Origin of the sequence: Pseudomonas helmanticensis (genome assembly GCF_900182985.1) — a bacterium.
Classification (GTDB): domain Bacteria; phylum Pseudomonadota; class Gammaproteobacteria; order Pseudomonadales; family Pseudomonadaceae; genus Aquipseudomonas; species Aquipseudomonas helmanticensis.
In genome coordinates, this window is record NZ_FXUY01000002.1 from 429,149 (window position 1) to 452,547 (window position 23,399).

The window sequence follows — 23,399 nt, forward strand, 5'->3', positions numbered from 1 at the left end:
CCTCGGGCATTTTCAAAGTGATGATGGTAACCCTGCGACGGCAAACAGATTTAAACCCCCGCGCCGCGCCTTGTTACAAGGCGATTCGGGAACCTCGGCATCCATACATGATCGACTATGCTTGAGCAGCGAAGGGAAACGGAAGTGGTTCAACACCCCATGGATATCAAATTCACCCACCGGCTGTCTTACAAGCAAGCCAGGCTTACTGTGCTGGTCGGGTTCATTCTGGGCACGCTGCTCAGCCTGCTGCAAATCGGCATCGATTATGCCAGTGAAGACGCCTCCATCAATCGTGAAATCCTGTCTTTGCTGGAAATCAGCCATAACCCGGCATCGCGCATCGCCTACAACATCGACGCCGAACTGGCACAGGAACTCACGCTGGGTTTGCTGCGTTCGCCGGCGATCATCTCTGCGCAACTGACCGACAACAACGGTACGGTGCTGGCCAGCGTCAAACGCCCCGAACTGCAGAGCAGCTATCGGGTGATCAGCGACTTCCTGTTTGGCGCCAAGCGGCAGTTCGAAGACCGCCTCTATCTTGATCACTTGCCCAACGAATCTCTGGGTGTATTGAGCCTTGAAGTCGACACTTATGCTTTCGGCAGCCGTTTTCTGCGCCGCGCGGAAATCACCCTCCTCAACGGTTTTGCCCGCAGCCTGATCCTGACCGGAATCCTGCTCGCGCTGTTTTACGTCATGCTGACCAAACCACTGGTGCGGGTGATCCGCGAACTCAGCGGGCGTGACCCTCGCTCCGCCGAGCCAACAACTCTGGAGTGTCCGGCCGGGCACGGCAATGACGAGATTGGCGTGCTGGTCAAAGTTGCCAACCAGCAGTTCGAAAACATTGCCACCGAGATCCAGCAACGCCGCAACGCCGAAAATCGCCTGACCGACTACCTTGGGCAACTGGAAAACATTGTTTCGGCGCGCACCGCTGAACTCAAGGCGATCAACGCCCGGCTCAGCCAGTCCAACCAGGAACTCGAAGTCGCGCGCAGCACCGCGCTGGAAATGGCAGAAGCGCGCTCGGCCTTCCTCGCCAACATGAGCCATGAAATCCGCACGCCGCTCAACGGTTTGCTGGGGATGATCGCGCTGTCGCTCGACGGCCCGCTGAACGCCGAGCAACAGCAACAGCTGTCGATTGCCCATGACTCCGGCAAGGTGCTGGTGGAGTTGCTCAACGATATTCTCGACCTGTCCAAGTTCGACGCCGGGCAATTGGAGCTGGAAAATATTCCGTTCGATCTCGGCTCACTGATCGAAGACACGGCCAACCTGCTGTCGCAGAATGCCGCGCCGAGCGTTGAGCTGACTTGCCTGATCGATCCGCACTTCCCCGCTCTGGTACTGGGCGATCCGACCCGGGTTCGACAGATTGTCAGCAACCTGCTGTCCAACGCGCTGAAGTTCACCCGTTTCGGCCGCGTCGATGTGCGCCTGTCGGCTTACAAGGACGGCGTGCGCATCGAGGTCTGCGACACCGGGATCGGCATCGCCCAGGATGCGCAGGTGAAAATATTCCAGCCGTTCACCCAGGCCGGCGCCGGGATTACCCGCCAGTACGGCGGCACCGGGCTGGGACTGGCACTGACCTATAACCTCTGCGAGGCCATGCAGGGACGTCTGACCATCAGTTCCGAGACCGGTTTTGGCAGTCAGTTCTGCGCCGAGTTGCCACTTCCCTGCCACACCCGCGCGCTGGCCCCGGCGCCACTGCACGGCAAAGTACTGGCAATCACTGCGGGCAGCAGCGGCCTGGCCGAGTTGCTGCAAAGCGTGCTGCCGGTCTGGGGCCTCGAGTATGAACAGCGGACCATCGACGATTCGCTCCTGGGCCTGACGCCAGACGTGCTGATTACCGACTGTCCGGAATGTCTGTTCGGCTTGCGACCGACCCTCGTCGCGCCGATTCTGCTGGTGACCGCCTATGGCAGTTTCCTGCCCAGCGAAGAGGCTGCCGCCCTCGCGCCTTTGCAGCAACAGGCACGACCGTTGGCGCGTAATGCGCTCTATCAGAATCTGCGTCGCACCCTGCAACCGGACACCACCACGATCAACGATGCGCGCCTGGAGTCTTCACCCAGCGTGCGGCGTGGGCGGGTGTTGCTGGTCGAGGACAACCCGGTCAATCAGTTGGTGGCCAAGGGCATGCTCGGCAAGCTCGGCTGCGAGGTCGTGGTCGCCGCGCATGGTGCCGAAGCGCTGGATCAGTTGGAGTATCACGAGTTCGACATGGTCCTGATGGACTGCAACATGCCGGTCATGGACGGCTACGAAGCCAGCCGGCAGATTCGCCAGAGCGGACGCTGGCCGAGTCTGCCGATTGTCGCCCTGACCGCCAACGCCATGTCCGAAGAGCGCGAACGCTGCCGGGCGGCGGGCATGAGCGACTATCTGGCGAAACCGTTCCGCCGCGAGGAACTGGCGGCACTGCTGGATCAATGGATTCCGTCTACGACAGCGCTTTGATCTGCCCCAACAGTTGATCGAGGCCGTTGCGCAGGTCATTGAGCCGGTCCAGATCCACACCGCTGTCGCACAGCAGCCGGGCCTTCAGCGGCCCGACCTGTTCGCGCAACGCCTGGCCAGCAGACGTCAGACTCAAATGCACTTCCCGCTCATCACGGGCCGAGCGCTGCCGCTGAACCAATTGCAACTGCTCAAGACGCTTGAGCAAAGGCGTCAGCGTGCCGGAGTCGAGCGCCAGGCGTTCGCCCAAAGCCTTGACCGTCGGTTGTTCCGGCGCGGCGTCCTGCCACTCCCACAACACCAGCATCGCCAGATATTGCGGATAGGTCAGGCCAAGTTGATCGAGCATCGGCTTGTAGGCACGAATCACTGCCCGGGACGCGGCGTACAGTTTGAAGCACAACTGACTGTCGAGCTTCAGCGAATCGACCGACAGATTGTTCATTTGAGCAGGGCTTCGATCTCGCGGCTCAGGTCCTGCGGCTTGGTTGCCGGGGCAAAGCGCTTGACCAACTGGCCGTCCTTGCCGATCAGGAACTTGGTGAAATTCCACTTGATGCCCTGAGAGCCGAGTACGCCCGGCGCACGTTTCTTCAACTGTACGAACAGCGGATGGGCTCCGGCACCGTTGACGTCGATCTTCTTGAACAGCGGGAAACTGACACCGAAGTTCAACTCGCAGAATTCGCTGATTGCGCCTTCGTTGCCCGGCTCCTGCTTGCCGAACTGGTTGCAAGGAAAGCCCAGCACCACCAGGCCCTGATCCTTGTAGGTCTGCCAGAGTTGTTCAAGGCCTTTGTACTGTGGGGTGAAACCGCATTTGCTCGCCGTGTTGACCACCAGCACGGCTTTGCCGGCGAAATCGGCCAGGGTCTTTTGCTCGCCTTTGATGGTGGTGCACGGAATATTCAGCAGGTTGTCGCTCATGAGACGGGCTCCGCAGATAATCGGGAAAGGACAAACATAGCGAGCAATTAAATTGTGTGCAATTTAATTAATAGAACCACACCCCGTGTAGGAGCTGCCGAAGGCTGCGATCTTTTGATCCTGTCTTTAAAAAGCAAAATCAAAAGATCGCAGCCTTCGGCAGCTCCTACAGGGGTCGATCGAACGGTCCGACAGGCGTGCGATCGTCGAATTGATCGCACCGTCCGAAAGGCGTGCGATTGTGGGTTTATTCGCGCGGTTCGAGGTTCAGGCACACCGAGTTGATGCAATAACGCAGGCCGGTGGGCGGCGGGCCGTCCGGGAACACATGACCCAGATGCGCGTCGCAGCGGGCGCACTTCACTTCGGTACGGATCATGCCGTGGCTGACATCGCGGATTTCGGTCATCGCGCTTTTGCCGATCGGCTCATAAAAGCTCGGCCAGCCACAACCGGAGTCGAATTTGGCTTTGGAGTCGAACAATGCTTCGTTGCAGCAGACGCAGTGGTAAACACCGTCGGTTTTGGTGGCGTTGTATTTGCCGGAGAACGGTCGCTCGGTCGCACTGAGGCGGCAAACCTCGTACTGCTGCGGGTCGAGCATGGCTTTCCATTCTTCCAGGGTTTTTTCCAACTTTTCCATCATCACACCTCAGCGGCTGAAAAAGCCCGATCTGTACCTTTTCCACGGATCGGGTGGCACGTATGATTGCGCCTTGTTTTGACGCCAGTCTGGCAGCCACGTTACACGCACTCAAACGGATTTTTTGCAGCGTTGAGTGCCGGCAACCGATTGGCGTGCACATGCAGGATTCCCAGTACGGTAGTTCATACAGCGTCTGGATCGTTCATTTTCGGGATCACATCGCCATGCAGTTCAGCAAATCGAACAAGCTCGCCAACGTCTGCTACGACATTCGCGGCCCGGTGCTCAAGCACGCCAAACGACTGGAAGAGGAAGGCCAGCGCATCCTCAAGCTGAACATCGGCAACCCGGCGCCGTTTGGTTTCGAGGCGCCGGACGAAATTCTTCAGGATGTGATCCGCAACCTGCCGACCGCGCAAGGCTACAGCGACTCCAAAGGCCTGTTCAGCGCGCGCAAGGCGGTGATGCAGTACTACCAGCAAAAGAATGTTGAAGGTGTCGGCATCGAAGACATCTATTTGGGCAACGGCGTGTCCGAGCTGATCGTGATGTCGTTGCAGGCGCTGCTCAACAACGGCGACGAAGTGCTGGTTCCGGCGCCGGATTATCCACTGTGGACCGCCGCCGTCAGTCTGGCCGGTGGTAATGCCGTGCATTACCTGTGCGACGAAGGCGCCGACTGGTTCCCGGATCTGGCCGACATCAAGGCCAAGATCACCCCGAACACCAAAGCCATGGTGATCATCAACCCGAACAACCCGACCGGTGCGGTGTATTCGAAGGAAGTGCTGCTGGGCATGCTGGAAATCGCCCGCGCGCACAACCTGGTGGTGTTCTCCGACGAGATCTACGACAAGATCCTCTATGACGATGCCGTGCACATCTGCACCGCGTCGCTGGCGCCCGACCTGCTCTGCCTGACCTTCAACGGTCTGTCGAAGTCGTACCGTGTGGCCGGTTTCCGCTCCGGCTGGATCGCCATCTCCGGGCCAAAACACAACGCCCAGAGCTACATCGAAGGCATCGACATGCTGGCCAACATGCGCCTGTGCGCCAACGTACCGAGCCAGCATGCGATCCAGACCGCACTCGGTGGCTATCAGAGCATCAACGATCTGGTGCTGCCGCAAGGTCGTTTGCTGGAACAGCGCAACCGTACCTGGGAGCTGCTCAACGACATTCCGGGCGTCAGCTGCGTCAAGCCGATGGGTGCGCTCTACGCCTTCCCGCGCATTGATCCGAAAGTCTGCCCGATCCACAACGACGAAAAGTTCGTTCTCGACCTGCTGCTTTCCGAGAAGCTGCTGGTCGTTCAGGGCACCGCGTTCAACTGGCCATGGCCGGATCATTTCCGTGTGGTCACCCTGCCCCGCGTCGACGACCTGGAAATGGCCATCGGCCGCATCGGCAACTTCCTCAAGTCCTACCGCCAGTAACTGGCCAGCAGTGCGCGACGGCCCGAACGTCGCGCACTGTCTGATTCAGCAACACTTCTGTGATCCGCGCCTGCACAGGCCTTCTACACTTGCGATTCGAACCGGTCACCCGCGTCTGAGGTAATGGCGACGGGTCGCCGCCATGCGTCATCGGTAGCAATATTGGCAGTGGGAATTGTCCTGCACGCCTGCGAATTCGCTGTAGGACACAGTTTGAAATAGTCACTCGGTTGAATAGCCCCGTGCCGCACCTTATATACCCCGCAGTACGCTACATCTTTAGCTTGAGGAGATTTCTACAACCATGATGCGCATCCTGCTGTTTTTGGCCACTAACCTGGCGGTCGTGCTGATAGCCAGCATCACCCTGAGCCTTTTCGGCTTCAACGGGTTCATGGCGGCCAACGGGGTTGATCTCAACCTTAGTCAGCTGCTGGTTTTCTGTGCGGTCTTTGGTTTCGCCGGTTCGCTGTTCTCGCTGTTCATCTCCAAGTGGATGGCAAAGATGAGCACCGGTACCCAGATCATCAGCCAGCCACGTACCCGTCATGAGCAATGGCTGCTGCAAACCGTCGAGCAACTGTCCCGTGAAGCCGGGATCAAAATGCCCGAAGTCGGTATTTTCCCGGCCTACGAAGCGAACGCTTTCGCCACCGGCTGGAACAAGAACGACGCGCTGGTCGCGGTCAGCCAGGGTTTGCTGGAACGTTTTTCACCCGATGAAGTGAAAGCCGTACTGGCCCACGAAATCGGCCACGTTGCCAACGGCGACATGGTCACCCTGGCACTGATCCAGGGCGTGGTGAACACCTTTGTGATGTTCTTCGCGCGGATCATCGGCAACTTCGTCGACAAAGTGATCTTCAAGAACGAAGAAGGCCAGGGCATTGCCTACTACGTGGCAACCATCTTCGCCGAACTGGTTCTGGGCATTCTTGCCAGCTCGATCGTCATGTGGTTCTCGCGCAAGCGCGAATTCCGTGCCGACGAAGCCGGTGCGCGCCTGGCCGGTACCAGCGCGATGATTGGCGCCCTGCAACGCCTGCGTGCCGAACAGGGCTTGCCGGTGCACATGCCGGACACCCTGAACGCCTTTGGTATCAACGGTGGCATCAAACAGGGCTTTGCCCGCATGTTCATGAGCCACCCGCCGCTGGAAGAGCGTATTGACGCACTGCGTCGTCGCGGTTGATCAGATTGGCGTAAATGCAAAAGGCCCGCAGTGATGCGGGCCTTTTTTTGTTGCCTTGATTAGTCGGCTGTTCTCACTGGCCTCATCGCGAGCAGGCTCACTCCTACAGGGTTCTGTGGCGGTCACACAATCTGCGATTCAGCACAAATCACTGTAGGAGTGAGCCTGCTCGCGATGAGGCCAGAAAATCCCACGCTATTTATCGGGAAGAAACGCGGTACACCCGCTCCTCCAGGCGCGTAACCCCCGCCTGCAAGAACTTCCAGCTCTCGCCCAGCACATCTTGCTCCTTCAGCGCCTGCACCTGCCAAACATCACCCAGCAACCGCTGCACCTCTTCATCCACCACCGCAAATGGCGGCCCCGGCATCTGCGCCTGATCGTAATCCAGCGTAATCAACAGCCCTTGCACCCCTTGCGCAAGGATCTGCTGAAGATGCGCCGCATACCGCTCACGCATCGGCGGCGGCAAGGCTATCAGTGCCGCCCGGTCGTACAGCGCCGTGCAGTCGGTCACATCGTTCGCCGTCAACGCGAAGAAGTCACCACACCACAACTCGATGGCATCACCGCGATAGACCTTGAACGCGCCCTTCTGACTAATCTGCGGCTGAATCTGATGCTCGGTGAAGAAGTCTTCGATCGCCTTTTCCGACAGTTCGATCCCGAGCACCGAATGACCGCGCCCAGCAAGCCACGCCAGATCCAGACTTTTCCCACACAAAGGTACGAGCACCCGCGCCGATGCAGGGACCGCCCAGTGCCGCTGCAAATACGGGTTCACGTCAGGCAGATGAAAACCGATCTGGCCCGACGCCCATTTCTTGTGCCAAAACTCAGGCTGCATGTATCACTCCCAAAAAATCGATCAAAAAGCGCTAAAACTTATATTAGATTTAGATCAAACAACTGACTGAAGATGGCTCATCTTAACGCTCAGGATCCTTTCCATGTTTCCCAGCCTGTATATCTCCCATGGCTCGCCCATGCTTGCGCTCGAACCCGGTGCCAGTGGCCCGGCACTGGCGCGACTGGCAGCCGAACTGCCCCGACCAAAAGCCATCGTGATCGTCTCCGCACACTGGGAGAGCCACGAATTGCTGGTCAGCAGCCATCCGCAACCGGAAACCTGGCACGACTTCGGCGGCTTCCCCCGTGCACTGTTTGAAGTGCAGTACCCGGCGCCCGGCGACCCACAACTGGCCGCCGAAGTCGCCGCGCTGCTGAACAGTCACAACCTGCCCGCGCGCCTTGATTCACAACGTCCGTTTGATCACGGGGTGTGGGTACCGTTGTCGCTGATGTATCCGCAAGCCGATATTCCGGTAGTGCAGGTCTCGCTGCCAAGCCGCGCCGGCCCGGCGTTACAGACCCGCGTCGGCCGAGCGCTGGCCAGCCTGCGTAATCAAGGTATTTTGCTGATCGGCTCCGGCAGCATCACTCACAACCTGCGCGAACTGGACTGGCATGCCGGCCCGGAAAGTGTCGAACCGTGGGCGCGGGATTTCCGTGACTGGATGATCGACAAGCTGGCGGCCGACGATGAGCCGGCGCTGCATGACTACCGTCAGCAGGCGCCGAACGCCGTGCGCAACCACCCGAGTGATGAGCATTTGTTGCCGTTGTATTTTGCACGGGGTGCGGGTGGTGAGTTCAGCGTGGCGCACAAGGGCTTCACGATGGGTGCGCTGGGGATGGATATTTATCGTTTTGGTTGACGCCTTCGAGAGCAGGCTCGCTCCCACAAAGGCAAAAAGCAGGCAAAAAAATCCCCGAACCAGTCGGGGATTTTTTATCTGCGATCAATCAGCCCAGGGGCCGATCAATCTTCGCGATAGCGACGCAGTTTCAGCTGCTTACCGGCAACGCGAGTGTCCTTCAGTTTGGTCAGGAGTTTGTCCAGACCATCTTCCGGCAGCTCGACGAGGCTGAAGCTGTCACGCACCTGGATGCGACCGATCGCTTCACGGGCCAGACCGCCTTCGTTGAGGATGGCGCCCAGCAGGTTTTTCGCAGCGATACCGTCACGCGCACCCAGCGCGGTACGGCAACGAGCACGGCCTTCGCCCAAAGGCATTGGCGCGCGACGCTCGCGGTCACCACGATCAGGACGATCACCGGTGCGCTCAGGACGGTCGCCACGCGGTGCATTGTTCGGCACCAGTGGACGTTCCTTCTCGATCGCTGCCAGGGTCAGCGCTTGGCCATTGGTAGCCTTGCGCAGCAGCGCAGCAGCCAGAGCACGCGGAGTGCAGCCGATGTCTGCAGTCAGACGATCGAGCAACTCACCGTGAGTCGATTCGGCATCAGCAACCAGCGGCGACAGGCTGTTGGTCAGTTTCTTGATGCGTGCATCGAGAACAGCTTGAGCGTCCGGCAGGCGTACTTCAGCCACTTTCTGACCGGTTACACGCTCGATCACTTGCAGCATGCGGCGCTCACGTGGAGTCACCAGCAGCAGTGCACGACCTTCGCGACCGGCACGGCCAGTACGGCCGATACGGTGAACGTAAGATTCCGGATCGTACGGCATGTCAACGTTGAATACGTGAGTGATGCGCGGAACGTCCAGACCACGAGCAGCAACGTCGGTCGCAACAACGATGTCCAGACGGCCATCTTTCAGCGAGTCGATGACGCGCTCACGCTGGTTCTGGGCGATGTCACCGTTCAGCGCCGCGGCTTTGTAGCCTTTGGCGTCGAGGGCGCTTGCCAGATCCAGGGTCGCTTGCTTGGTGCGTACGAACATGATCAGAGCGTCGAAATCTTCCACTTCCAGCAAGCTGAGAACGGCCGAAGTCTTCTGGTCAGCGTGAACCAACAGGTGAGCCTGTTCGATCGCGGTAACGGTCTGGGTCTTGGTCTGGATCTTCACGTGTTGCGGATCGCGCAAATGGCGTTCAGCAATGGCACGGATCGACTGCGGCAGGGTAGCCGAGAACAAAACGGTCTGACGGGTAGCTGGCAGAGCCTTGAAGATGACTTCCAGGTCATCCATGAAGCCCAGCTTCAACATTTCGTCAGCTTCGTCGAGAACCAGGTGGTTCACGGTCGACAGAACTTTTTCGTCACGGCGCAGGTGGTCGCACAGACGGCCCGGAGTGGCGACAACGATCTGTGCGCCATTACGGATTGCTTTCAGTTGCGGGCCCATCGGCGCGCCGCCGTAAACGGCCACAACAGTAACGCCCGGCATCTGCTTGGCGTAGGTTTCGAAAGCGGTTGCTACTTGCAGCGCCAACTCACGAGTTGGCGCCAGGATCAGGGCTTGCGGTTCGCGCTTGGCAGGATCGATGCGGTGCAGGATAGGCAGTGCGAACGCGGCGGTTTTACCGGTACCGGTTTGCGCCTGGCCAATCATGTCCTGGCCGGCCATGATGATCGGGATCGATTGCTGCTGAATCGCCGAAGGCTCTTCGTAGCCAGTCGCTGCGACGGCTGCAAGAATATTCGGGTTAAGATTAAAAGCGGCGAATCCGCCGGTTTCCTGGGTCATGGGTCTGCCTCTAAGTGCATCCGCAAAGACCCATGCTCCAAAGCTGCGCATGCCGTGTTGAGACTCAAGAGTCGCCCTGGCAGCTTTGTCGGCGGGGATTTGCGAAAACGAATGAATGAAAAAAAAGAATCGTCCGGGAAGAGCCCGCAATGCGGACGTGCAGCCGAAGCTGACTTCGGGAAATTGCGCTACCTAAACGCGGCCCGGTTAAAGGCCGGCGCGCACTATACCGGATTTTGCCCAAAAAGGGAGCTTTTTTTATCGGCAAAATACCTGTGTCACCGCTGTGTAACGGGGTTTTGCGGATAATCGCGCCAAGGTCTATTTTTCAAAGGCCCGGCCCTGCGGGCGATGACGCTTAAACGATTCATCGACATGCGGCATTCCGTCGCTGCACCCGCCCTTCCCGCCCGAGGATCCTGCCATGAATCAGCCCTGCCCCGGCCGCGTCAGCCGAGAACGCCGTGGTCACGTCCACCTGATCGGCCTCGATCGGGCGGCCAAACGCAATGCTTTCGACCTCGACCTGCTGAATGAGCTGAGCCTGGCCTATGGCGAGTTCGAGGCGGACAGCGAGGCACGAGTCGCGGTGGTGTTCGGCCATGGCGAACACTTTACCGCCGGTCTGGATCTGGTGAATACCAGTGGCGCACTCGCCGAAGGCTGGCAGGTTCCGACCGGCGGTTGCGATCCGTGGGGCGTTTTCGTCGGCCCACGGGTGAGCAAACCGGTGATCGTCGCCGCCCAAGGTTATTGCCTGACCATTGGCATCGAGTTGATGCTGGCCGCCGACATCAACCTGTGTGCGAGCAATACTCGCTTCGCGCAAATGGAAGTGCAGCGTGGGATCTTTCCTTTTGGTGGCGCGACTTTACGTTTTCATCAAGTCGCCGGCTGGGGCAATGCGATGCGCTGGTTGCTGACCGGCGATGAGTTTGATGCGCACGATGCGTTGCACCTGGGGTTGGTGCAGGAAGTGATGGCCAGTGAAGACCTGCTGCCACGGGCGATTGAACTGGCTGAGCGAATTGCCCGGCAGGCGCCGCTGGGGGTGCAGGCGACGCTGATGTCGGCGCGACAGGCACGGTATGAAGGTGAGACGGCGGCGGCGCAAGGGTTGCCGGCGTTGGTGAAGAAGTTGCTGGCGAGTGAGGATGCCAAAGAGGGCGTGCGGTCTTTGGTTGAGCGCCGACCTGGCATCTTCAAAGGAATCTAACCCCCCTGTAGGAGCTGCCGCAGGCTGCGATCTTTTGATGTTGATCTTGTAAAAAACAGGATCAAAAAATCGCAGCCTGCGGCAGTTCCTACAGGGGGCGGTGATCAGGTCGCCGGGCGAATGGCGTTGATCAACGACTGCAACGAATAGCCTAACCGTGGCGCCAACGCTGCGGCCCGCGCGGTCAACGCTTGCATGTCCAGCTCCTGATCGAGGTCCGCCGGCACCAGCAGAATCACATTGCCCTCCTTCACCGGCAGCTCCCAATAATGCCGGTGATAGAGCCCGCGCAACAGTGCCGCGCCCAGCGGCTGGCCATCATCGGTGGCCCACTGATTGATCACCAGCCAGCCACCCGGATTCAGACGCTTCTGGCAATCACCGAGAAAACCCCAGGCCAGATGCCCGACACCCGGGCCGACGTCAGTGTAGAGGTCGACGAAGATCAGATCCGCAGGCTCTGCGGTCGGCAACAACTCCAGCGCATCGCCGACACGGATGTACAGGCGAGGATCATCATCCAGCCCAAGGTATTCGATAGCCAGACGCGGCACATCCGGGCGCAGCTCGATCGCTTCAACGTCTTCCAGCGGCAGAAACTTGAGGCATGCCTGGGTCAACGTACCCGCACCAAGCCCTAGAAACAGCGCACTCTCCGGCAACTCATGGCACAACGCGCCAATCAGCATCGCGCGGGTATAGTCGTACTCCAGCCAGCTCGGATCAGCGGTGAACACACAGCTCTGCTCGATGGCATCGCCGAATTCGAGAAACCGGTAGTCAGCCACTTCCAGCACGCGAATCACGCCGAACTCATCCTGTACTTCGGCGAGCAGATGCTCGACGCGCTCCTCAGTCATTTCGTCTCCTGATGGTCACCGGGCGCGGTGACGCGATGGCACCGCTGTGGCGCCGTGGCAAAGCGGCGATTGTCGGCGATGGGGCGGGAGCAGGTCACGCACTAATTGCTGCTAACATGGCCTTCCGTGCGTAGAACCTTAGAGACCGTGATGAGCCAACCGTGGAGCCCTGATAGCTGGCGCGCCTTGCCGATCCAGCAACAACCCCAATACCCCGACGCCGCGCACCTGCGCCAGGTCGAGCAAACCCTGGCCAGTTATCCGCCACTGGTGTTTGCCGGTGAAGCGCGCGAACTGCGTCGGCAGTTTGCCGAAGTCACTCAGGGCCGGGCATTCCTGCTGCAGGGCGGCGATTGCGCGGAAAGCTTCGCCGAGTTCTCCGCCGCGAAGATTCGCGACACCTTTAAAGTGTTGTTGCAAATGGCGATCGTCATGACCTTCGCGGCCGGTTGCCCGGTGGTCAAGGTCGGGCGCATGGCCGGTCAGTTCGCCAAGCCGCGTTCGGCCAACGACGAGACCATCGATGGCGTGACCCTGCCGGCTTATCGCGGCGACATCGTCAACGGCATCGGTTTCGATGAGAAGAGCCGCGTACCGGATCCGGAACGTCTGCTGCAGTCCTATCACCAATCCACCGCGACGCTGAACCTGTTGCGCGCCTTCGCCCAGGGCGGCTTTGCCGATCTGCACCAGGTGCACAAATGGAACCTCGATTTCATCGCCAACTCGGCGCTGGCCGAGAAGTACAGCCACCTCGCCGACCGCATCGATGAAACCCTGGCGTTCATGCGCGCCTGCGGCATGGACAGCTCGCCGCAACTGCGCGAAACCAGTTTCTTCACCGCCCACGAAGCGTTGCTGCTGAACTACGAAGAAGCCTTCGTGCGCCGCGACAGCCTGACCAACGATTACTACGATTGCTCGGCGCACATGCTGTGGATCGGCGACCGCACTCGTCAGCTCGACGGCGCGCATGTCGAATTCCTCCGTGGCGTGAACAACCCGATCGGGGTGAAAGTCGGCCCGAGCATGAACCCGGACGATCTGATCCGCCTGATCGACGTGCTCAACCCGGACAACGATCCGGGGCGCCTGAACATGATTGCGCGGATGGGCGCGAACAAGGTCGGCGATCACCTGCCGGCGCTGATTCGCGCGGTGCAGCGTGAAGGCAAGCAAGTGCTGTGGAGTTCCGACCCGATGCACGGCAACACCATCAAGGCGAGCAGCGGCTACAAGACCCGCGACTTTGCGCAGATTCTTGGCGAGGTGAAGCAGTTCTTCCAGGTGCACGAAGCGGAAGGCAGCTACGCCGGCGGGATTCACATCGAGATGACCGGGCAGAACGTCACCGAGTGCATCGGTGGGGCGCGGCCGATTACTGAAGATGGCTTGTCGGATCGCTATCACACGCATTGTGATCCGCGGATGAATGCTGATCAGTCGCTGGAGTTGGCATTCCTGATTGCTGAAACCCTGAAGCAAGTCCGCCGCTAAGGTTCGACATCTCTATCGCTTTAACGGGCCCTTTCGCGAGCAAGCCCGCTCCCACATTTGGAATGCATTTCAAATGTGGGAGCGGGCTTGCTCGCGAAGAGGCCCGTTCAATCAACGCCTATCTTGGCCAATGCGACTCGCAACCGTGCGGCACTCTCGCGCTGACAATTAAGCTGCACCCGCGCAAGCCCGAGCCAATCCGCCATCCGCCGCAAATTCAGCGCCAGCGCCAACATCCCGTCCGCATCCAGCCCCGGCACCTCTTCGTGCAGCGCATGCACCGCCAACCGCCCCGCCGCTCGCTCGGCACGCACATCCACCCGCGCCGCAATCCGCTCATTGTGCAAGAACGGCAACACGTAATAGCCATAAACCCGCTTGTCCTGCGGCGTATAGATTTCCAGCCGATAGCGGAAGTCGAACAACCGCTCGGTGCGGCTGCGCTCCCAGATCAACGAGTCGAACGGCGACAACAACGCACTGGCAACCACCTTGCGCGGGACTTTTGGCTCCGGCAGGCAATAAGCGATCTGCCGCCAACCGGCGACTTCGCACATCTGCAACTGCCCGGCCTCGACCAGCTCCGCCAAGCGTGGTCGCGCATCCGCCGGGTTCAGGCGAAAGTAATCACGCAGGTCTTTTTCCGTGCCGACGCCCAACGCCTGCGCCGCATGCAACAGCAACCCACGCTGCGCCTCGGCCTCATCGGGCAACGCTTGCTGCAGGATAGAAGAAGGAATCACCCGCTCCGGCAAATCGTACAACCGCTCAAACCCACGCCGCCCCGCTACCGTCACTTCACCGGCGGCGAACAACCACTCCAGCGCATGCTTTTCTGCGCTCCAGTCCCACCAGGGCCCGGCCTTGTCTTCACGCGTCGACAGACTGCCGGCACCCAGCGCGCCCTGCTCTTCAACCGAGCTTAAAACCCGACGAACAACGTCCTGCTGCTCACGGCCGAACTTTGCCAGTTGCTGATAGATGTCCTCACCACGTTTGGCCCGCTGCATGCGCCAGCCCATCAATGGGAACATCGACAGCGGCAACAACGACGCCTCATGCCCCCAATATTCAAACAACGAACGACGACGCCCCGAACTCCAGGCAGCCTGGTCGAGCAAATCAGCGGAATAGGAACCGAGACGGGAAAACAGCGGCAGGTAGTGCGAGCGCACCACGGCGTTGACGGAGTCGATCTGCAACAGCCCCAGCCGTTCGATCAGCCGGTTGAGGTGTGGCGCCTTGACGGTCGGCGGCTGGCGCCCGTTGAACCCTTGGGCAGCCAGCGCCAGACGTCGTGCCTGTTTGAGGGAAAAGGATACTGTTGCGGGCATGAGCATCTCCTTGTCTGCTCGCAACCTACCTCACCTGAAAGTGGTTTGTGTAGCACTGGCGCCATCATTTATGCATCGGGTCATCCCAGAACGGCCGCACGGCTTCGTGTTCAACGTCGGCACGACTGACCCCGATGTCCTTCAACGCTTCGTCACTCAGACTGGCGAGCAACTCGCGCTCACGGTGCAATTCATACCAGCGGCTAAACTTGTGCAGCAGATCGGAAACGATATGGCCGTGGCTGGAAAATTTGTCTTCGTCTACATACTCTCTTTGACCTTTCATCGTCTTGCCCTCCTTGTGGATGGCTCAAGTCTCGCCCTGGCGTTAAGATCAATCCAACGAATGTTTCTGATGGCATGCATCACGGAGATTCATCAATTGTCGGCCTACCCCAGTATCGATACCGATGTTCTGCGCACCTTCGTCGCGATTGCCGATCAGGGCGGTTTCACCCGCGCCGGCGAGATGGTCAACCGCACGCAGTCGGCGGTGAGCATGCAGATGAAACGTCTGGAAGAAGACGTGTTGCAGCGCCAGCTGTTCGAGCGTGACGGACGCCAGGTGCGCCTGACTGCCGAAGGCCAGGTGCTGCTCGGTTACGCGCGGCGCATCCTCAAGCTGCACAGCGAAGTGTTCAACACCCTGCGCGAGCCACACATGGTCGGCACGGTGCGCATCGGTACGCCGGACGATTACGTCATGCGCTTTCTGCCAGGGATCCTTTCGCGATTCGCGCAGTTCTACCCGCTGATCCAGATCGAAGTGCATTGCGAATCGACCAAACAACTGTTGCAGCGTACTGACCTGGATTTGTCGATCGTCACCCGTGAACCGGGCAACGAAATCGGTCAGTTGCTGCGCAAGGAGCGTTTTGTCTGGGCCGAGGCGCAGAATTTCAGCGCCCACGAACAGACGCCGCTGCCCTTGGCGATGTTCAACAGTGATTGTTTCTGCCGTTTGTGGGCGTGCAATGCGCTTGATGCCATGGGCCGCGATTACCGCATTGCCTACAACAGCACCAGTTTGTCGGCGCTGATGGCCGTGGTCAGCGCCGGTCTGGCGATCACCGCGCAACTTGAAAGCCTGATCACCCCGGACATGCGCATCCTCGGTGCCGATGAAGACCTGCCGCTGTTGCCGGAAGCCAGCATCATGCTGATCCGCAACCTCAACAACCCTTCGCCGATCACCGAATGCCTGGCCGAGCATATTGTCGAAGGCTTCAAACTTTAAACGCGAGCATCACCGCACACAGCACCAGAAAACCGCAGAACAGCCCACGCAGCAGCCGTTCCGGCATGGCGTGGGCGACCTTGACGCCCCAACTGATGCTGGCCAGACCACCGATGGCCAGCGGCAGACCGATCATCCAGTCAACTTCGTGATGCACGGCGTAGGTCACCAGGGTCACGCCGGTACTTGGCAGCGCCAGCGCCAGTGACAAGCCTTGCGCGACGACCTGCGTGGTGCCGAACAGGCTGGTCAGCACGGGCGTCGCCACCACCGCCCCGCCGACCCCGAACAAACCGCCCATGGTCCCGGACGCCGCACCGAGCACACCCAGCCACGGCCATGAATAACGCATCTCGGACGTCGCTGCCGGTTGGCGGCCGAACATCTTCAACAGGTTGTACGTCGACAACACCACAAGGAACGCGACGAAACCGATGCGCATGGTTTGCGCATCGATGCCGACCGCCCAGATCGAGCCGATCCAGGCAAAGCAGAACCCCATCAGCGCCAGCGGCAGCGCGTGACACAACTCGATGCGATTGCGCTGGTGATACCGCCACAGCGCCAGCATCACGTTAGGCACGACCATGACCAGCGCGGTGCCTTGGGCGATCTGCTGATCCAGGCCGAACCACACGCCCAGCAACGGAATGGCGATCAAACCGCCGCCGATACCGAAGATGCCACCGAGTGTGCCGAGCGCAGCGCCGAACAACAGGTACAACAAAAACTCCATCACAGCCGAATTCCTCTCACGTCAGGCGATTCATCCTACGCAGTCATGGCTGGCGGGGAAACGCACAGCAACGCACAATGGCTATGCCAATTTCGCACAAGCGCATAACTCAACATGAACCCTAATCAGTTGACCGATCAACTCGGGCTGTTTCTCGATGTATTGGAGAGTGGCAGCTTTTCCGCCGCTTCGCGCCGTCATCCGCTGACACCTTCGGCGGTCGCGCGACGTATCGATAGCCTGGAAAGCGCGGTCGGCAGCCAGTTGTTCATTCGCAGCACTCATGCCGTGCTCGCCACGCCGGCCGGTCTCGCGTTTGCCGAGCGGGCACGACGCATCGTTGCCGAACTGCAACTTGCCCGCGCTGAAGCGGTGTCGCTGAGTAGTGCGCCGGAGGGCCTGATTCGCATCGATGCTCCGGCAGCATTCGGGCGGCGACATCTGGCGCCGGTGATTGCCGATTTCCTCGTTCTGTATCCGGGGCTGGATGTGCAATTGCACTTGATCGACAGCTTCGTCGATATGGCCGGTTCCAATCTTGGCAAAGTCGATCTGGTCCTGCGCGCAGGGCAAATGGCCGACACCCGGTTGGTCGCGACACCGCTGGCAAGCATGGTGCGGATCGCCTGCGCCAGCCCCGACTACCTCAAGCGCCGAGGCGTGCCGAGCGTTCCTGGGCAATTGAGTTCACACGACGGGCTCGACTGGGACGGACTCGCCCCACCGTTCGCCTGGCGTTTTGAATTGAACGGGCAAATGCAACTGCATCGCCCGGCGCGGATCCGCATGAGCGCCAATAACGCCGAAGCACTGGTCTGCGGCGCCCTCGCCGGATTGGGCATTGCGCACCTGCCGACGTGGCTGGCCAGTGAATACCTGTTACGCGGCGAACTGCTGCCGCTGTTTTGCGAAAGCGGCCTGCCCAACCCTGAGTCCACCGGCATTTATGCATTGCGCATGGAACAGCAGAAGAATTCGCGCAGCCGCTTGTTGCTCGAGTATCTGAAAAGCCGTTTCAGCCCGGTGCCGCCGTGGGATCTGGCGCTACAGCGAGATTTGGGCCGGCACTGACGCTGGAGAATTATCTGGCGCATTAAACATTCGGGCGCTAGATTCATGACCATCACCGATCAAGGCTTTGCTATGACCTCCGAGCGCAATACCCCCGACATTTGCGAAGAACTGCTGCTGGACAACCAGGCCTGCTTCGCCCTGCATTCCACTTCGCTGATGATGACCAAAGTCTACAAGCCGCTGTTGCAGGCGCTGGGCCTGACGTATCCGCAGTACCTGGCGATGATGGTGCTGTGGGAAAAGGATGGTTTGACGGTCGGAGAGATCAGCGCAAAGCTGCTGACTGATCCGGGTTCGCTGACGCCGCTGCTGAAACGCCTGGAGGCTGAAGGTTTGCTCAGCCGCACGCGCAGTCGCGAGGATGAGCGGGTAGTCATCGTCGAATTGACCGAACAGGGCCGAGCGCTAAAAGACCAGGCGCGCACTGTTCCCCCTTGCATCCTCGGCGCCAGCGGCTTCACGCTGGAACGCCTGCAAAATCTGCAATCGGAGCTGCAGGCCCTGCGCAGCCACCTGCAACAAAGCCTCGCCTGAATCCACTCTCCCCCCTGTAGGAGCTGCGGCACGCTGCGATCTTTTGATCTTAAAAAAGCCAAGGTCAAAAGATCGCAGCGTGCCGCAGCTCCTACAAATGTTTCAGCCACTCTCCATAGCGCTTCCTGCACTTATCGAATCATTTTTGAAAATTTATCTTGCGCGCCAAATATTAGCGCGATACATTTGCCTCGTACTTACTTAGCGCGCAAACAATTAGCGCGAAATATGACACTCAACGAGGCTCACACCATGCAAACTCTCTACACCGCAATCGCAACCTCCACCGGCGGCCGTGATGGTCGTGCGATCTCCAGCGACAACATTCTCGACGTCAAACTCGCCACTCCGAAAGAGCTCGGCGGTGCCGGTGGCGCAGCGACCAACCCTGAGCAGCTGTTCGCAGCCGGCTATTCGGCCTGCTTTATCGGTGCGCTTAAATTCGTTGCCAGCCAGACCCAACGCAAAATCCCCGACGACGCGTCGATCACCGCGCACGTCGGCATCGGCCAGATTCCTGGCGGCTTCGGTCTGGACATCGACCTGCACATCAGCCTGCCAGGCCTGGAACAAGCCGATGCGCAAACGCTGGTCGACGCTGCCCACCAGGTCTGCCCGTACTCCAACGCCACCCGTGGCAATGTCGATGTACGCTTGCACGTCACCGTTTAAAGTCACACCCATATCCCAATGTAGGAGTGAGCCTGCTCGCGATAGCGGTGGTTCAGTCGATGAAGATTGTTGACTGTGCTGACGCCATCGCGAGCAGGCTCACTCCTACAGGGGATCTGCGGCGTGACACAAATCACAGGCACAAAAAAGCCCGACTCAATGGTCGGGCTTTTTCTTTCCGCAAAAAGCAGTGCTTATTTGGCACGGCCTTTGTAGGAACCGCCTTCGCGGGTGTCGATTTCGATCTTGTCACCGATTTCGATGAAGTCGGCAACTTGCAGCTCAGTACCGTTGGCCAGCTTGGCTGGCTTCATGACTTTGCCGGAAGTGTCGCCGCGAGCCGAACCTTCGGTGTAGTCAACTACGCGCACGATGGTGGTCGGCAGCTCTACGGAAACCAGACGCTCTTCGAAGAAGATCGCTTCGCAAACATCGGTCATGCCTTCTTCAACGAAAGGCAGAACGGCTTCGATGTCTTCAGCGTTCAGCTCGTACATGGTGTAGTCGGTGGTGTCCATGAACGTGTAGGTGTCGCCGCTGATGAAGGACAGGGTCGCTTCTTTGCGGTCGAGGATCACGTCGTCCAGTTTGTCGTCAGCGCTGTAAACGATCTCGGTCTTGTAACCGGTCAGCAGGTTTTTCAGCTTGGTCTTCATGATCGCGCTGTTACGGCCCGACTTGGTGAATTCAGCTTTCTGAACCAGCCAAGGATCGTTCTCGAGACGGATCACGGTACCGGGTTTCAGTTCTTTACCAGTTTTCATTGCGAATATCCGAATTTGGATGGGATTTACAAAAATCTAGGCCGCGTATCATATCCAATTTAGGTAAAACTGTACCAGCGCTGCGGCAAGATCGGCCTGCAAGCCTTGTTCCAGACACCATGCTTCGGCATTTTTGTGCAGTTCTGGCCAATGATTACGGGCGGCGAGCCATTGTTCAGCAATCGGCAGACCGGCATTCCATGCGCGCCACAAACCGTTCGTCGCCTCGGCAGCGGCCGGGGACAGGCCTTTTGTGTAGAGCGCGAGGAACGCGTCAAGCTTGTCCAGATGGATGTCTTCGTCCTGCTGATAGATGTGCCAGAGCATCGGCCGCCCTGCCCACTGCGCGCGGACAAACGAATCTTCGCCGCGCACCGCGTTGAAATCGCAGCACCAGAGCAAATGATCGTATTGATCCTGTCGGACGAACGGCAGCACTTGCACGGTCAATGCCTGACGCACATGAAGCGCCCCGACGCTCAGGGTTTCCACCCCGAGCCAGCGCGCTACATCACCGAGGATCCGCCCTTCCGGCACCAGCAGGTGAGTCGGCATGGCGTCCGCCGCCAAGACATCCAGCCAACTGGCCAGCCCGGTATTCTCGTAGGCAAACAGCGAAATCAGCTGTGCATCGGCCGCGCGATCAATCCCCAGCCCTTGCAGGAATTGTCGCTGCGCTGCGCGATCGTGTTGAAACTGCCGACGCTGATCGAGCAATCCTCGCTCGCGCAGCAGGCCTCCGGTACCCGGCTGAAATCCCGGGAAGAAGAAAAACTTCTGCACCGATTTGTATTTGACCGACGGCAAACCGTGACAACCGATCACCCAGTCTTCGGCACTCAAGTAGTCAAGGTTCATCCACAGCGGCGGTTTTTCCCGCTCGGCCATGACGTCCATGTAATCACTCGGCAGTTGGCAGGCGAATGCAGCAATCACCACATCAGCAGCCTCGGTGTGCACCCAGTCACTTGGCCAATGGCGAACTTCAACGCCCTGTTGCCATTGTTGCGCGACATCGATGTCGATCTCGGGGCAGAGACGCTCGAATGCGCGCAGGTCATCGACCCACAAACGCACCTCCAGTGCGTGTTCGGCGACCAATTGCCGGGCCAGGCGCCAGGTCACACCGATGTCGCCGTAGTTGTCGACCACCGTGCAGAAAATATCCCAGCGGGTTTTCGGTTGCAGCATTCAAGACTCCCGTTGGCAAAAGCACCGATTGTCCGCATAAATGACCTCGTGCAGAAGAGCCGACGAGGATTAATCTTCGTGCGACAATCGCCACTTGCCCGCAATCATCCGCCAGGAGGCAGCCATGCCCTACCGTCCCAATCCGCGTCGCCCCTTGCCTGTTCAGCTTAGCGCGCTGCACCTGACCGGCAGCATTGCCTTGGGCATGTGGCTGGGTTTCCTCGCCATCGCGCTGACCTGCTGGCTGCTTTCCCGCTTTCTGTTCACTGAACAACTGGCGCCTGTCGCTCAGGCGGTGCAGCAACTGGCCAAGCCGCCGGCTGCCGTCCAGGTGCAACCGGATATTCCGCCGCAAAGTCCGCTGTTCGACCAGTACGAAGAAAACCTGCGCAAGAACGAACAGCAGGCTCGACTCGATCAGGCGCGCAGCAGCTCGCGCAATCAGTCGAACCCGAAATGCCAGTTCTGGCTGCAACAGGATCAGACGGCTCCGAGCGAAAAAAGCCGCGCCAACGTTTTACAATTCTGCGATTGATCATGAACAAGCACAGCGTCCACCAACTGATTCTCGACAAACTGCGCGTTGACCTCGACATCGCCGAGCGTGCCGCGCAGACCGCTTACGAAACCGCGACTCACGAAGAGAACATTGCCGAAAACAAATACGACACGCTGGGCCTGGAAGCGTCGTATCTGGCAGCGGGGCAAGCAAAACGGGTCGAGGAAATTCGGCAGTCACTGGCGCTGTGCCAGAACCTGACGCTGCGTGCCTATGACGAAAACCGCGGAATCGAGATCGGCGCCCTGCTCGGCCTTGAAGACGAAAAGGGTCGCGAGCAATGGCTGTTTCTGGCGCCGGATGCGGCAGGCCTGAAAGTCGATGTGGTGGGTCAGCCGATTACCGTCATCACCCCACGCTCGCCGCTGGGCAAAAGCCTGCTGGGCAAGTTCGAAGGCGATGAGGTGGAGATTCTGGTGGCAGGCACCCGGCAACAGTTCGCTGTCACCGAGGTGCTCTGAAACAAGTGCTTAGTGAACCGGCAGTTCGACGCCGTCGAACAGCTCTTCCAGCTCTTGCTTGTTGTGGCACTGAATGGCTTTGGCCATGACTTCGCGGGTCAGGTGCGGGGCGAACTTCTCGATGAAGTCGCACATGAAACCACGCAGGAAGGTGCCGCGACGGAAACCGATCTTGGTGATGCTCGACTCGAACAGTTCGCTGGCATCCAGCACCACCAGGTCGCTATCGAGTTTGGTGTCGACTGCCATTTTCGCCACGATGCCCACACCCAGGCCCAGGCGCACGTAGGTTTTGATTACGTCGGCGTCGGCGGCGGTGAACACCACTTTCGGCGTCAGGCCGCGATGACTGAAGGCTTCGTCGAGTTTCGAACGGCCGGTAAAACCGAACACGTACGTCACGATCGGGTATTCGGCCAGCGCTTCGAGGGTCAGCTTCGGCAACTTGGTCAGCGGATGCCCCTGCGGCACGACCACGCAGCGGTTCCAGCGGTAGCACGGCATCATCACCAGATCGCCGAACAGTTCCAGCGCTTCGGTGGCGATGGCGAAATCGACGGTGCCATCAGCGGCCATTTCAGCGATCTGCATCGGCGAACCCTGGTGCATGTGCAGCGCGACGTCAGGGTATTGCTTGATGAAATTGCTGATCACCGGCGGCAATGCATAACGCGCCTGGGTATGCGTGGTGGCGATCGACAGGGTGCCTTTCTTCTCGTTGGAGAATTCCTGGGCGATCTGCTTGATGCTTTCGACCTTGCGCAGAATCTCGCCAGCGGTGGTGATGATGCGCTCGCCGGCCGGCGTGACGCGGGTCAGGTGCTTGCCGCTGCGGGCAAATACTTCGACGCCGAGTTCGTCTTCGAGCAGACGGATTTGTTTACTGATGCCCGGTTGCGAGGTGTAAAGGCTTTGGGCTGTAGCGGAAACGTTGAGGTCGTGGTGCGCCACTTCCCAGATGTAGCGCAATTGTTGAAGCTTCATATGAATCCCTCAAAGCAGGTAGACGCCACGGGCATCAGCGACGGTATATAACTATATTAATGGTTTGAAGAATAAATCTAGAACTTTTTTGTCAAAGTGCCA

The 23,399-nt window shown here is 59.3% G+C and carries 24 protein-coding genes; 12 read left to right on the plus strand and 12 right to left on the minus strand.

All coding sequences use genetic code 11. The annotated features are described in order from the left end of the window. Positions 1–159: 159 nt before the first annotated feature. The gene (locus QOL84_RS24665) at positions 160–2,481 is read left to right on the plus strand and encodes a hybrid sensor histidine kinase/response regulator (protein ID WP_129394891.1); all 2,322 of its coding nucleotides are present in this window, start codon (positions 160–162) and stop codon (positions 2,479–2,481) included. Here QOL84_RS24665 and QOL84_RS24670 read toward each other — a convergent pair. From QOL84_RS24670 to msrB, 3 genes are all read right to left on the minus strand, one after another. Continuing rightward, positions 2,465–2,926: a MarR family winged helix-turn-helix transcriptional regulator gene (locus QOL84_RS24670; RefSeq protein WP_283438894.1), complete on the minus strand. Its 462-nt coding sequence runs from the start codon at positions 2,924–2,926 to the stop codon at positions 2,465–2,467. The genes QOL84_RS24665 and QOL84_RS24670 overlap by 17 nt on opposite strands. Then, the gene (locus QOL84_RS24675) at positions 2,923–3,408 is read right to left on the minus strand and encodes a glutathione peroxidase (RefSeq protein ID WP_129394893.1); all 486 of its coding nucleotides are present in this window, start codon (positions 3,406–3,408) and stop codon (positions 2,923–2,925) included. Before QOL84_RS24675 ends, QOL84_RS24670 begins: the two co-directional genes overlap by 4 nt. Positions 3,409–3,655: 247 nt before the next feature. Further along, positions 3,656–4,051, minus strand: a complete 396-nt coding sequence (msrB, locus tag QOL84_RS24680; RefSeq protein WP_129394894.1) for a peptide-methionine (R)-S-oxide reductase MsrB — start codon at positions 4,049–4,051, stop codon at positions 3,656–3,658. A gap of 227 nt (positions 4,052–4,278) precedes the next feature. On the opposite strand from msrB, the gene QOL84_RS24685 reads away from it, so the two are divergent. Together QOL84_RS24685 and htpX are read left to right on the plus strand one after the other, a co-directional pair. Continuing rightward, the gene (locus QOL84_RS24685) at positions 4,279–5,490 is read left to right on the plus strand and encodes a pyridoxal phosphate-dependent aminotransferase (RefSeq protein WP_003226761.1); all 1,212 of its coding nucleotides are present in this window, start codon (positions 4,279–4,281) and stop codon (positions 5,488–5,490) included. A 304-nt stretch (positions 5,491–5,794) separates the two neighbouring features. After that, positions 5,795–6,682, plus strand: a complete 888-nt coding sequence (htpX, locus tag QOL84_RS24690; protein WP_129394895.1) for a protease HtpX — start codon at positions 5,795–5,797, stop codon at positions 6,680–6,682. Positions 6,683–6,881: 199 nt separating this feature from the next. Here the strand turns inward: htpX and QOL84_RS24695 are convergent, their stop codons facing one another. Then, positions 6,882–7,529, minus strand: a complete 648-nt coding sequence (locus tag QOL84_RS24695; protein WP_283438895.1) for a thiopurine S-methyltransferase — start codon at positions 7,527–7,529, stop codon at positions 6,882–6,884. 103 nt (positions 7,530–7,632) lie between these two features. Here QOL84_RS24695 and QOL84_RS24700 point away from each other — a divergent pair, with 103 nt between their 5' ends. Beyond that, positions 7,633–8,400, plus strand: coding sequence for a DODA-type extradiol aromatic ring-opening family dioxygenase (locus QOL84_RS24700; RefSeq protein WP_283438896.1), 768 nt, complete (start codon positions 7,633–7,635; stop codon positions 8,398–8,400). 104 nt (positions 8,401–8,504) lie between these two features. Here QOL84_RS24700 and QOL84_RS24705 read toward each other — a convergent pair whose 3' ends face one another. Further along, the gene (locus tag QOL84_RS24705; protein WP_129394898.1) at positions 8,505–10,178 is read right to left on the minus strand and encodes a DEAD/DEAH box helicase; all 1,674 of its coding nucleotides are present in this window, start codon (positions 10,176–10,178) and stop codon (positions 8,505–8,507) included. A 424-nt stretch (positions 10,179–10,602) separates the two neighbouring features. Between QOL84_RS24705 and QOL84_RS24710 the strand changes: the two genes are divergently transcribed. Next, positions 10,603–11,394, plus strand: a complete 792-nt coding sequence (locus QOL84_RS24710) for a crotonase/enoyl-CoA hydratase family protein (protein ID WP_283438897.1) — start codon at positions 10,603–10,605, stop codon at positions 11,392–11,394. Between the two features lie 104 nt (positions 11,395–11,498). Here the strand turns inward: QOL84_RS24710 and QOL84_RS24715 are convergent, their stop codons facing one another. Further along, a complete protein-coding gene (locus tag QOL84_RS24715; protein ID WP_129394900.1) occupies positions 11,499–12,254 on the minus strand; it encodes a spermidine synthase in 756 nt (251 codons plus the stop codon). Between the two features lie 150 nt (positions 12,255–12,404). On the opposite strand from QOL84_RS24715, the gene QOL84_RS24720 reads away from it, so the two are divergent. Next, a complete protein-coding gene (locus QOL84_RS24720) occupies positions 12,405–13,751 on the plus strand; it encodes a class II 3-deoxy-7-phosphoheptulonate synthase (protein ID WP_283438898.1) in 1,347 nt (448 codons plus the stop codon). A 107-nt stretch (positions 13,752–13,858) separates the two neighbouring features. Here QOL84_RS24720 and QOL84_RS24725 read toward each other — a convergent pair whose 3' ends face one another. After that, positions 13,859–15,085, minus strand: a complete 1,227-nt coding sequence (locus tag QOL84_RS24725; RefSeq protein ID WP_283438899.1) for a winged helix-turn-helix domain-containing protein — start codon at positions 15,083–15,085, stop codon at positions 13,859–13,861. A 64-nt stretch (positions 15,086–15,149) separates the two neighbouring features. Then, complete coding sequence (locus QOL84_RS24730) at positions 15,150–15,371, minus strand: DUF1127 domain-containing protein (RefSeq protein WP_283438900.1); 222 nt, start codon at positions 15,369–15,371, stop codon at positions 15,150–15,152. Between the two features lie 96 nt (positions 15,372–15,467). Between QOL84_RS24730 and QOL84_RS24735 the strand changes: the two genes are divergently transcribed. Continuing rightward, the gene (locus QOL84_RS24735; RefSeq protein ID WP_174823975.1) at positions 15,468–16,322 is read left to right on the plus strand and encodes a LysR substrate-binding domain-containing protein; all 855 of its coding nucleotides are present in this window, start codon (positions 15,468–15,470) and stop codon (positions 16,320–16,322) included. Here the strand turns inward: QOL84_RS24735 and QOL84_RS24740 are convergent. Next, the gene (locus QOL84_RS24740; protein ID WP_283438901.1) at positions 16,312–17,061 is read right to left on the minus strand and encodes a sulfite exporter TauE/SafE family protein; all 750 of its coding nucleotides are present in this window, start codon (positions 17,059–17,061) and stop codon (positions 16,312–16,314) included. The genes QOL84_RS24735 and QOL84_RS24740 overlap by 11 nt on opposite strands. Before the next feature lie 111 nt (positions 17,062–17,172). Here QOL84_RS24740 and QOL84_RS24745 point away from each other — a divergent pair, with 111 nt between their 5' ends. From QOL84_RS24745 to QOL84_RS24755, 3 genes are all read left to right on the plus strand, one after another. Further along, on the plus strand, positions 17,173–18,129 hold the full coding sequence (locus tag QOL84_RS24745; RefSeq protein ID WP_283438902.1) for a LysR family transcriptional regulator: 957 nt from the start codon (positions 17,173–17,175) through the stop codon (positions 18,127–18,129). 72 nt (positions 18,130–18,201) lie between these two features. Then, the gene (locus QOL84_RS24750; protein WP_283439473.1) at positions 18,202–18,666 is read left to right on the plus strand and encodes a MarR family winged helix-turn-helix transcriptional regulator; all 465 of its coding nucleotides are present in this window, start codon (positions 18,202–18,204) and stop codon (positions 18,664–18,666) included. A gap of 252 nt (positions 18,667–18,918) precedes the next feature. Beyond that, positions 18,919–19,338, plus strand: a complete 420-nt coding sequence (locus QOL84_RS24755; protein WP_283438903.1) for an organic hydroperoxide resistance protein — start codon at positions 18,919–18,921, stop codon at positions 19,336–19,338. 194 nt (positions 19,339–19,532) lie between these two features. Here QOL84_RS24755 and QOL84_RS24760 read toward each other — a convergent pair whose 3' ends face one another. Next, a complete protein-coding gene (locus QOL84_RS24760) occupies positions 19,533–20,102 on the minus strand; it encodes an elongation factor P (RefSeq protein ID WP_007908599.1) in 570 nt (189 codons plus the stop codon). 48 nt (positions 20,103–20,150) lie between these two features. Further along, a complete protein-coding gene (gene earP, locus QOL84_RS24765; RefSeq protein ID WP_283438904.1) occupies positions 20,151–21,293 on the minus strand; it encodes an elongation factor P maturation arginine rhamnosyltransferase EarP in 1,143 nt (380 codons plus the stop codon). Positions 21,294–21,417: 124 nt separating this feature from the next. Between earP and QOL84_RS24770 the strand changes: the two genes are divergently transcribed. Both QOL84_RS24770 and QOL84_RS24775 read left to right on the plus strand, forming a co-directional pair. Then, positions 21,418–21,828, plus strand: coding sequence for a hypothetical protein (locus QOL84_RS24770; protein WP_283438905.1), 411 nt, complete (start codon positions 21,418–21,420; stop codon positions 21,826–21,828). Between the two features lie 2 nt (positions 21,829–21,830). Beyond that, positions 21,831–22,313, plus strand: a complete 483-nt coding sequence (locus QOL84_RS24775; RefSeq protein WP_129394908.1) for a GreA/GreB family elongation factor — start codon at positions 21,831–21,833, stop codon at positions 22,311–22,313. Between the two features lie 9 nt (positions 22,314–22,322). Here the strand turns inward: QOL84_RS24775 and cysB are convergent, their stop codons facing one another. Further along, positions 22,323–23,297 carry an HTH-type transcriptional regulator CysB gene (cysB, locus tag QOL84_RS24780; protein WP_008079948.1) on the minus strand — a complete coding sequence of 325 codons (975 nt, stop codon included), beginning with the start codon at positions 23,295–23,297 and terminating at the stop codon, positions 22,323–22,325. Positions 23,298–23,399: the final 102 nt, after the last annotated feature.

What these genes read in the sequence shown, in the direction of transcription:
- QOL84_RS24725 (WP_283438899.1), bottom strand. Translation starts at nt 15,085, where the DNA reads ATGCCCGCAACAGTATCCTTTTCCCTCAAACAGGCACGACGTCTGGCG.
- QOL84_RS24730 (WP_283438900.1), bottom strand. Translation starts at nt 15,371, where the DNA reads ATGAAAGGTCAAAGAGAGTATGTAGACGAAGACAAATTTTCCAGCCAC.
- QOL84_RS24670 (WP_283438894.1), bottom strand. Translation starts at nt 2,926, where the DNA reads ATGAACAATCTGTCGGTCGATTCGCTGAAGCTCGACAGTCAGTTGTGC.
- QOL84_RS24665 (WP_129394891.1), top strand. Translation starts at nt 160, where the DNA reads ATGGATATCAAATTCACCCACCGGCTGTCTTACAAGCAAGCCAGGCTT.
- QOL84_RS24695 (WP_283438895.1), bottom strand. Translation starts at nt 7,529, where the DNA reads ATGCAGCCTGAGTTTTGGCACAAGAAATGGGCGTCGGGCCAGATCGGT.
- QOL84_RS24760 (WP_007908599.1), bottom strand. Translation starts at nt 20,102, where the DNA reads ATGAAAACTGGTAAAGAACTGAAACCCGGTACCGTGATCCGTCTCGAG.
- QOL84_RS24700 (WP_283438896.1), top strand. Translation starts at nt 7,633, where the DNA reads ATGTTTCCCAGCCTGTATATCTCCCATGGCTCGCCCATGCTTGCGCTC.
- QOL84_RS24750 (WP_283439473.1), top strand. Translation starts at nt 18,202, where the DNA reads ATGACCTCCGAGCGCAATACCCCCGACATTTGCGAAGAACTGCTGCTG.
- QOL84_RS24715 (WP_129394900.1), bottom strand. Translation starts at nt 12,254, where the DNA reads ATGACTGAGGAGCGCGTCGAGCATCTGCTCGCCGAAGTACAGGATGAG.
- QOL84_RS24775 (WP_129394908.1), top strand. Translation starts at nt 21,831, where the DNA reads ATGAACAAGCACAGCGTCCACCAACTGATTCTCGACAAACTGCGCGTT.
- cysB (WP_008079948.1), bottom strand. Translation starts at nt 23,297, where the DNA reads ATGAAGCTTCAACAATTGCGCTACATCTGGGAAGTGGCGCACCACGAC.
- QOL84_RS24675 (WP_129394893.1), bottom strand. Translation starts at nt 3,408, where the DNA reads ATGAGCGACAACCTGCTGAATATTCCGTGCACCACCATCAAAGGCGAG.
- QOL84_RS24745 (WP_283438902.1), top strand. Translation starts at nt 17,173, where the DNA reads ATGAACCCTAATCAGTTGACCGATCAACTCGGGCTGTTTCTCGATGTA.
- QOL84_RS24755 (WP_283438903.1), top strand. Translation starts at nt 18,919, where the DNA reads ATGCAAACTCTCTACACCGCAATCGCAACCTCCACCGGCGGCCGTGAT.
- QOL84_RS24705 (WP_129394898.1), bottom strand. Translation starts at nt 10,178, where the DNA reads ATGACCCAGGAAACCGGCGGATTCGCCGCTTTTAATCTTAACCCGAAT.
- QOL84_RS24720 (WP_283438898.1), top strand. Translation starts at nt 12,405, where the DNA reads ATGAGCCAACCGTGGAGCCCTGATAGCTGGCGCGCCTTGCCGATCCAG.
- msrB (WP_129394894.1), bottom strand. Translation starts at nt 4,051, where the DNA reads ATGGAAAAGTTGGAAAAAACCCTGGAAGAATGGAAAGCCATGCTCGAC.
- QOL84_RS24685 (WP_003226761.1), top strand. Translation starts at nt 4,279, where the DNA reads ATGCAGTTCAGCAAATCGAACAAGCTCGCCAACGTCTGCTACGACATT.
- QOL84_RS24770 (WP_283438905.1), top strand. Translation starts at nt 21,418, where the DNA reads ATGCCCTACCGTCCCAATCCGCGTCGCCCCTTGCCTGTTCAGCTTAGC.
- earP (WP_283438904.1), bottom strand. Translation starts at nt 21,293, where the DNA reads ATGCTGCAACCGAAAACCCGCTGGGATATTTTCTGCACGGTGGTCGAC.
- htpX (WP_129394895.1), top strand. Translation starts at nt 5,795, where the DNA reads ATGATGCGCATCCTGCTGTTTTTGGCCACTAACCTGGCGGTCGTGCTG.
- QOL84_RS24710 (WP_283438897.1), top strand. Translation starts at nt 10,603, where the DNA reads ATGAATCAGCCCTGCCCCGGCCGCGTCAGCCGAGAACGCCGTGGTCAC.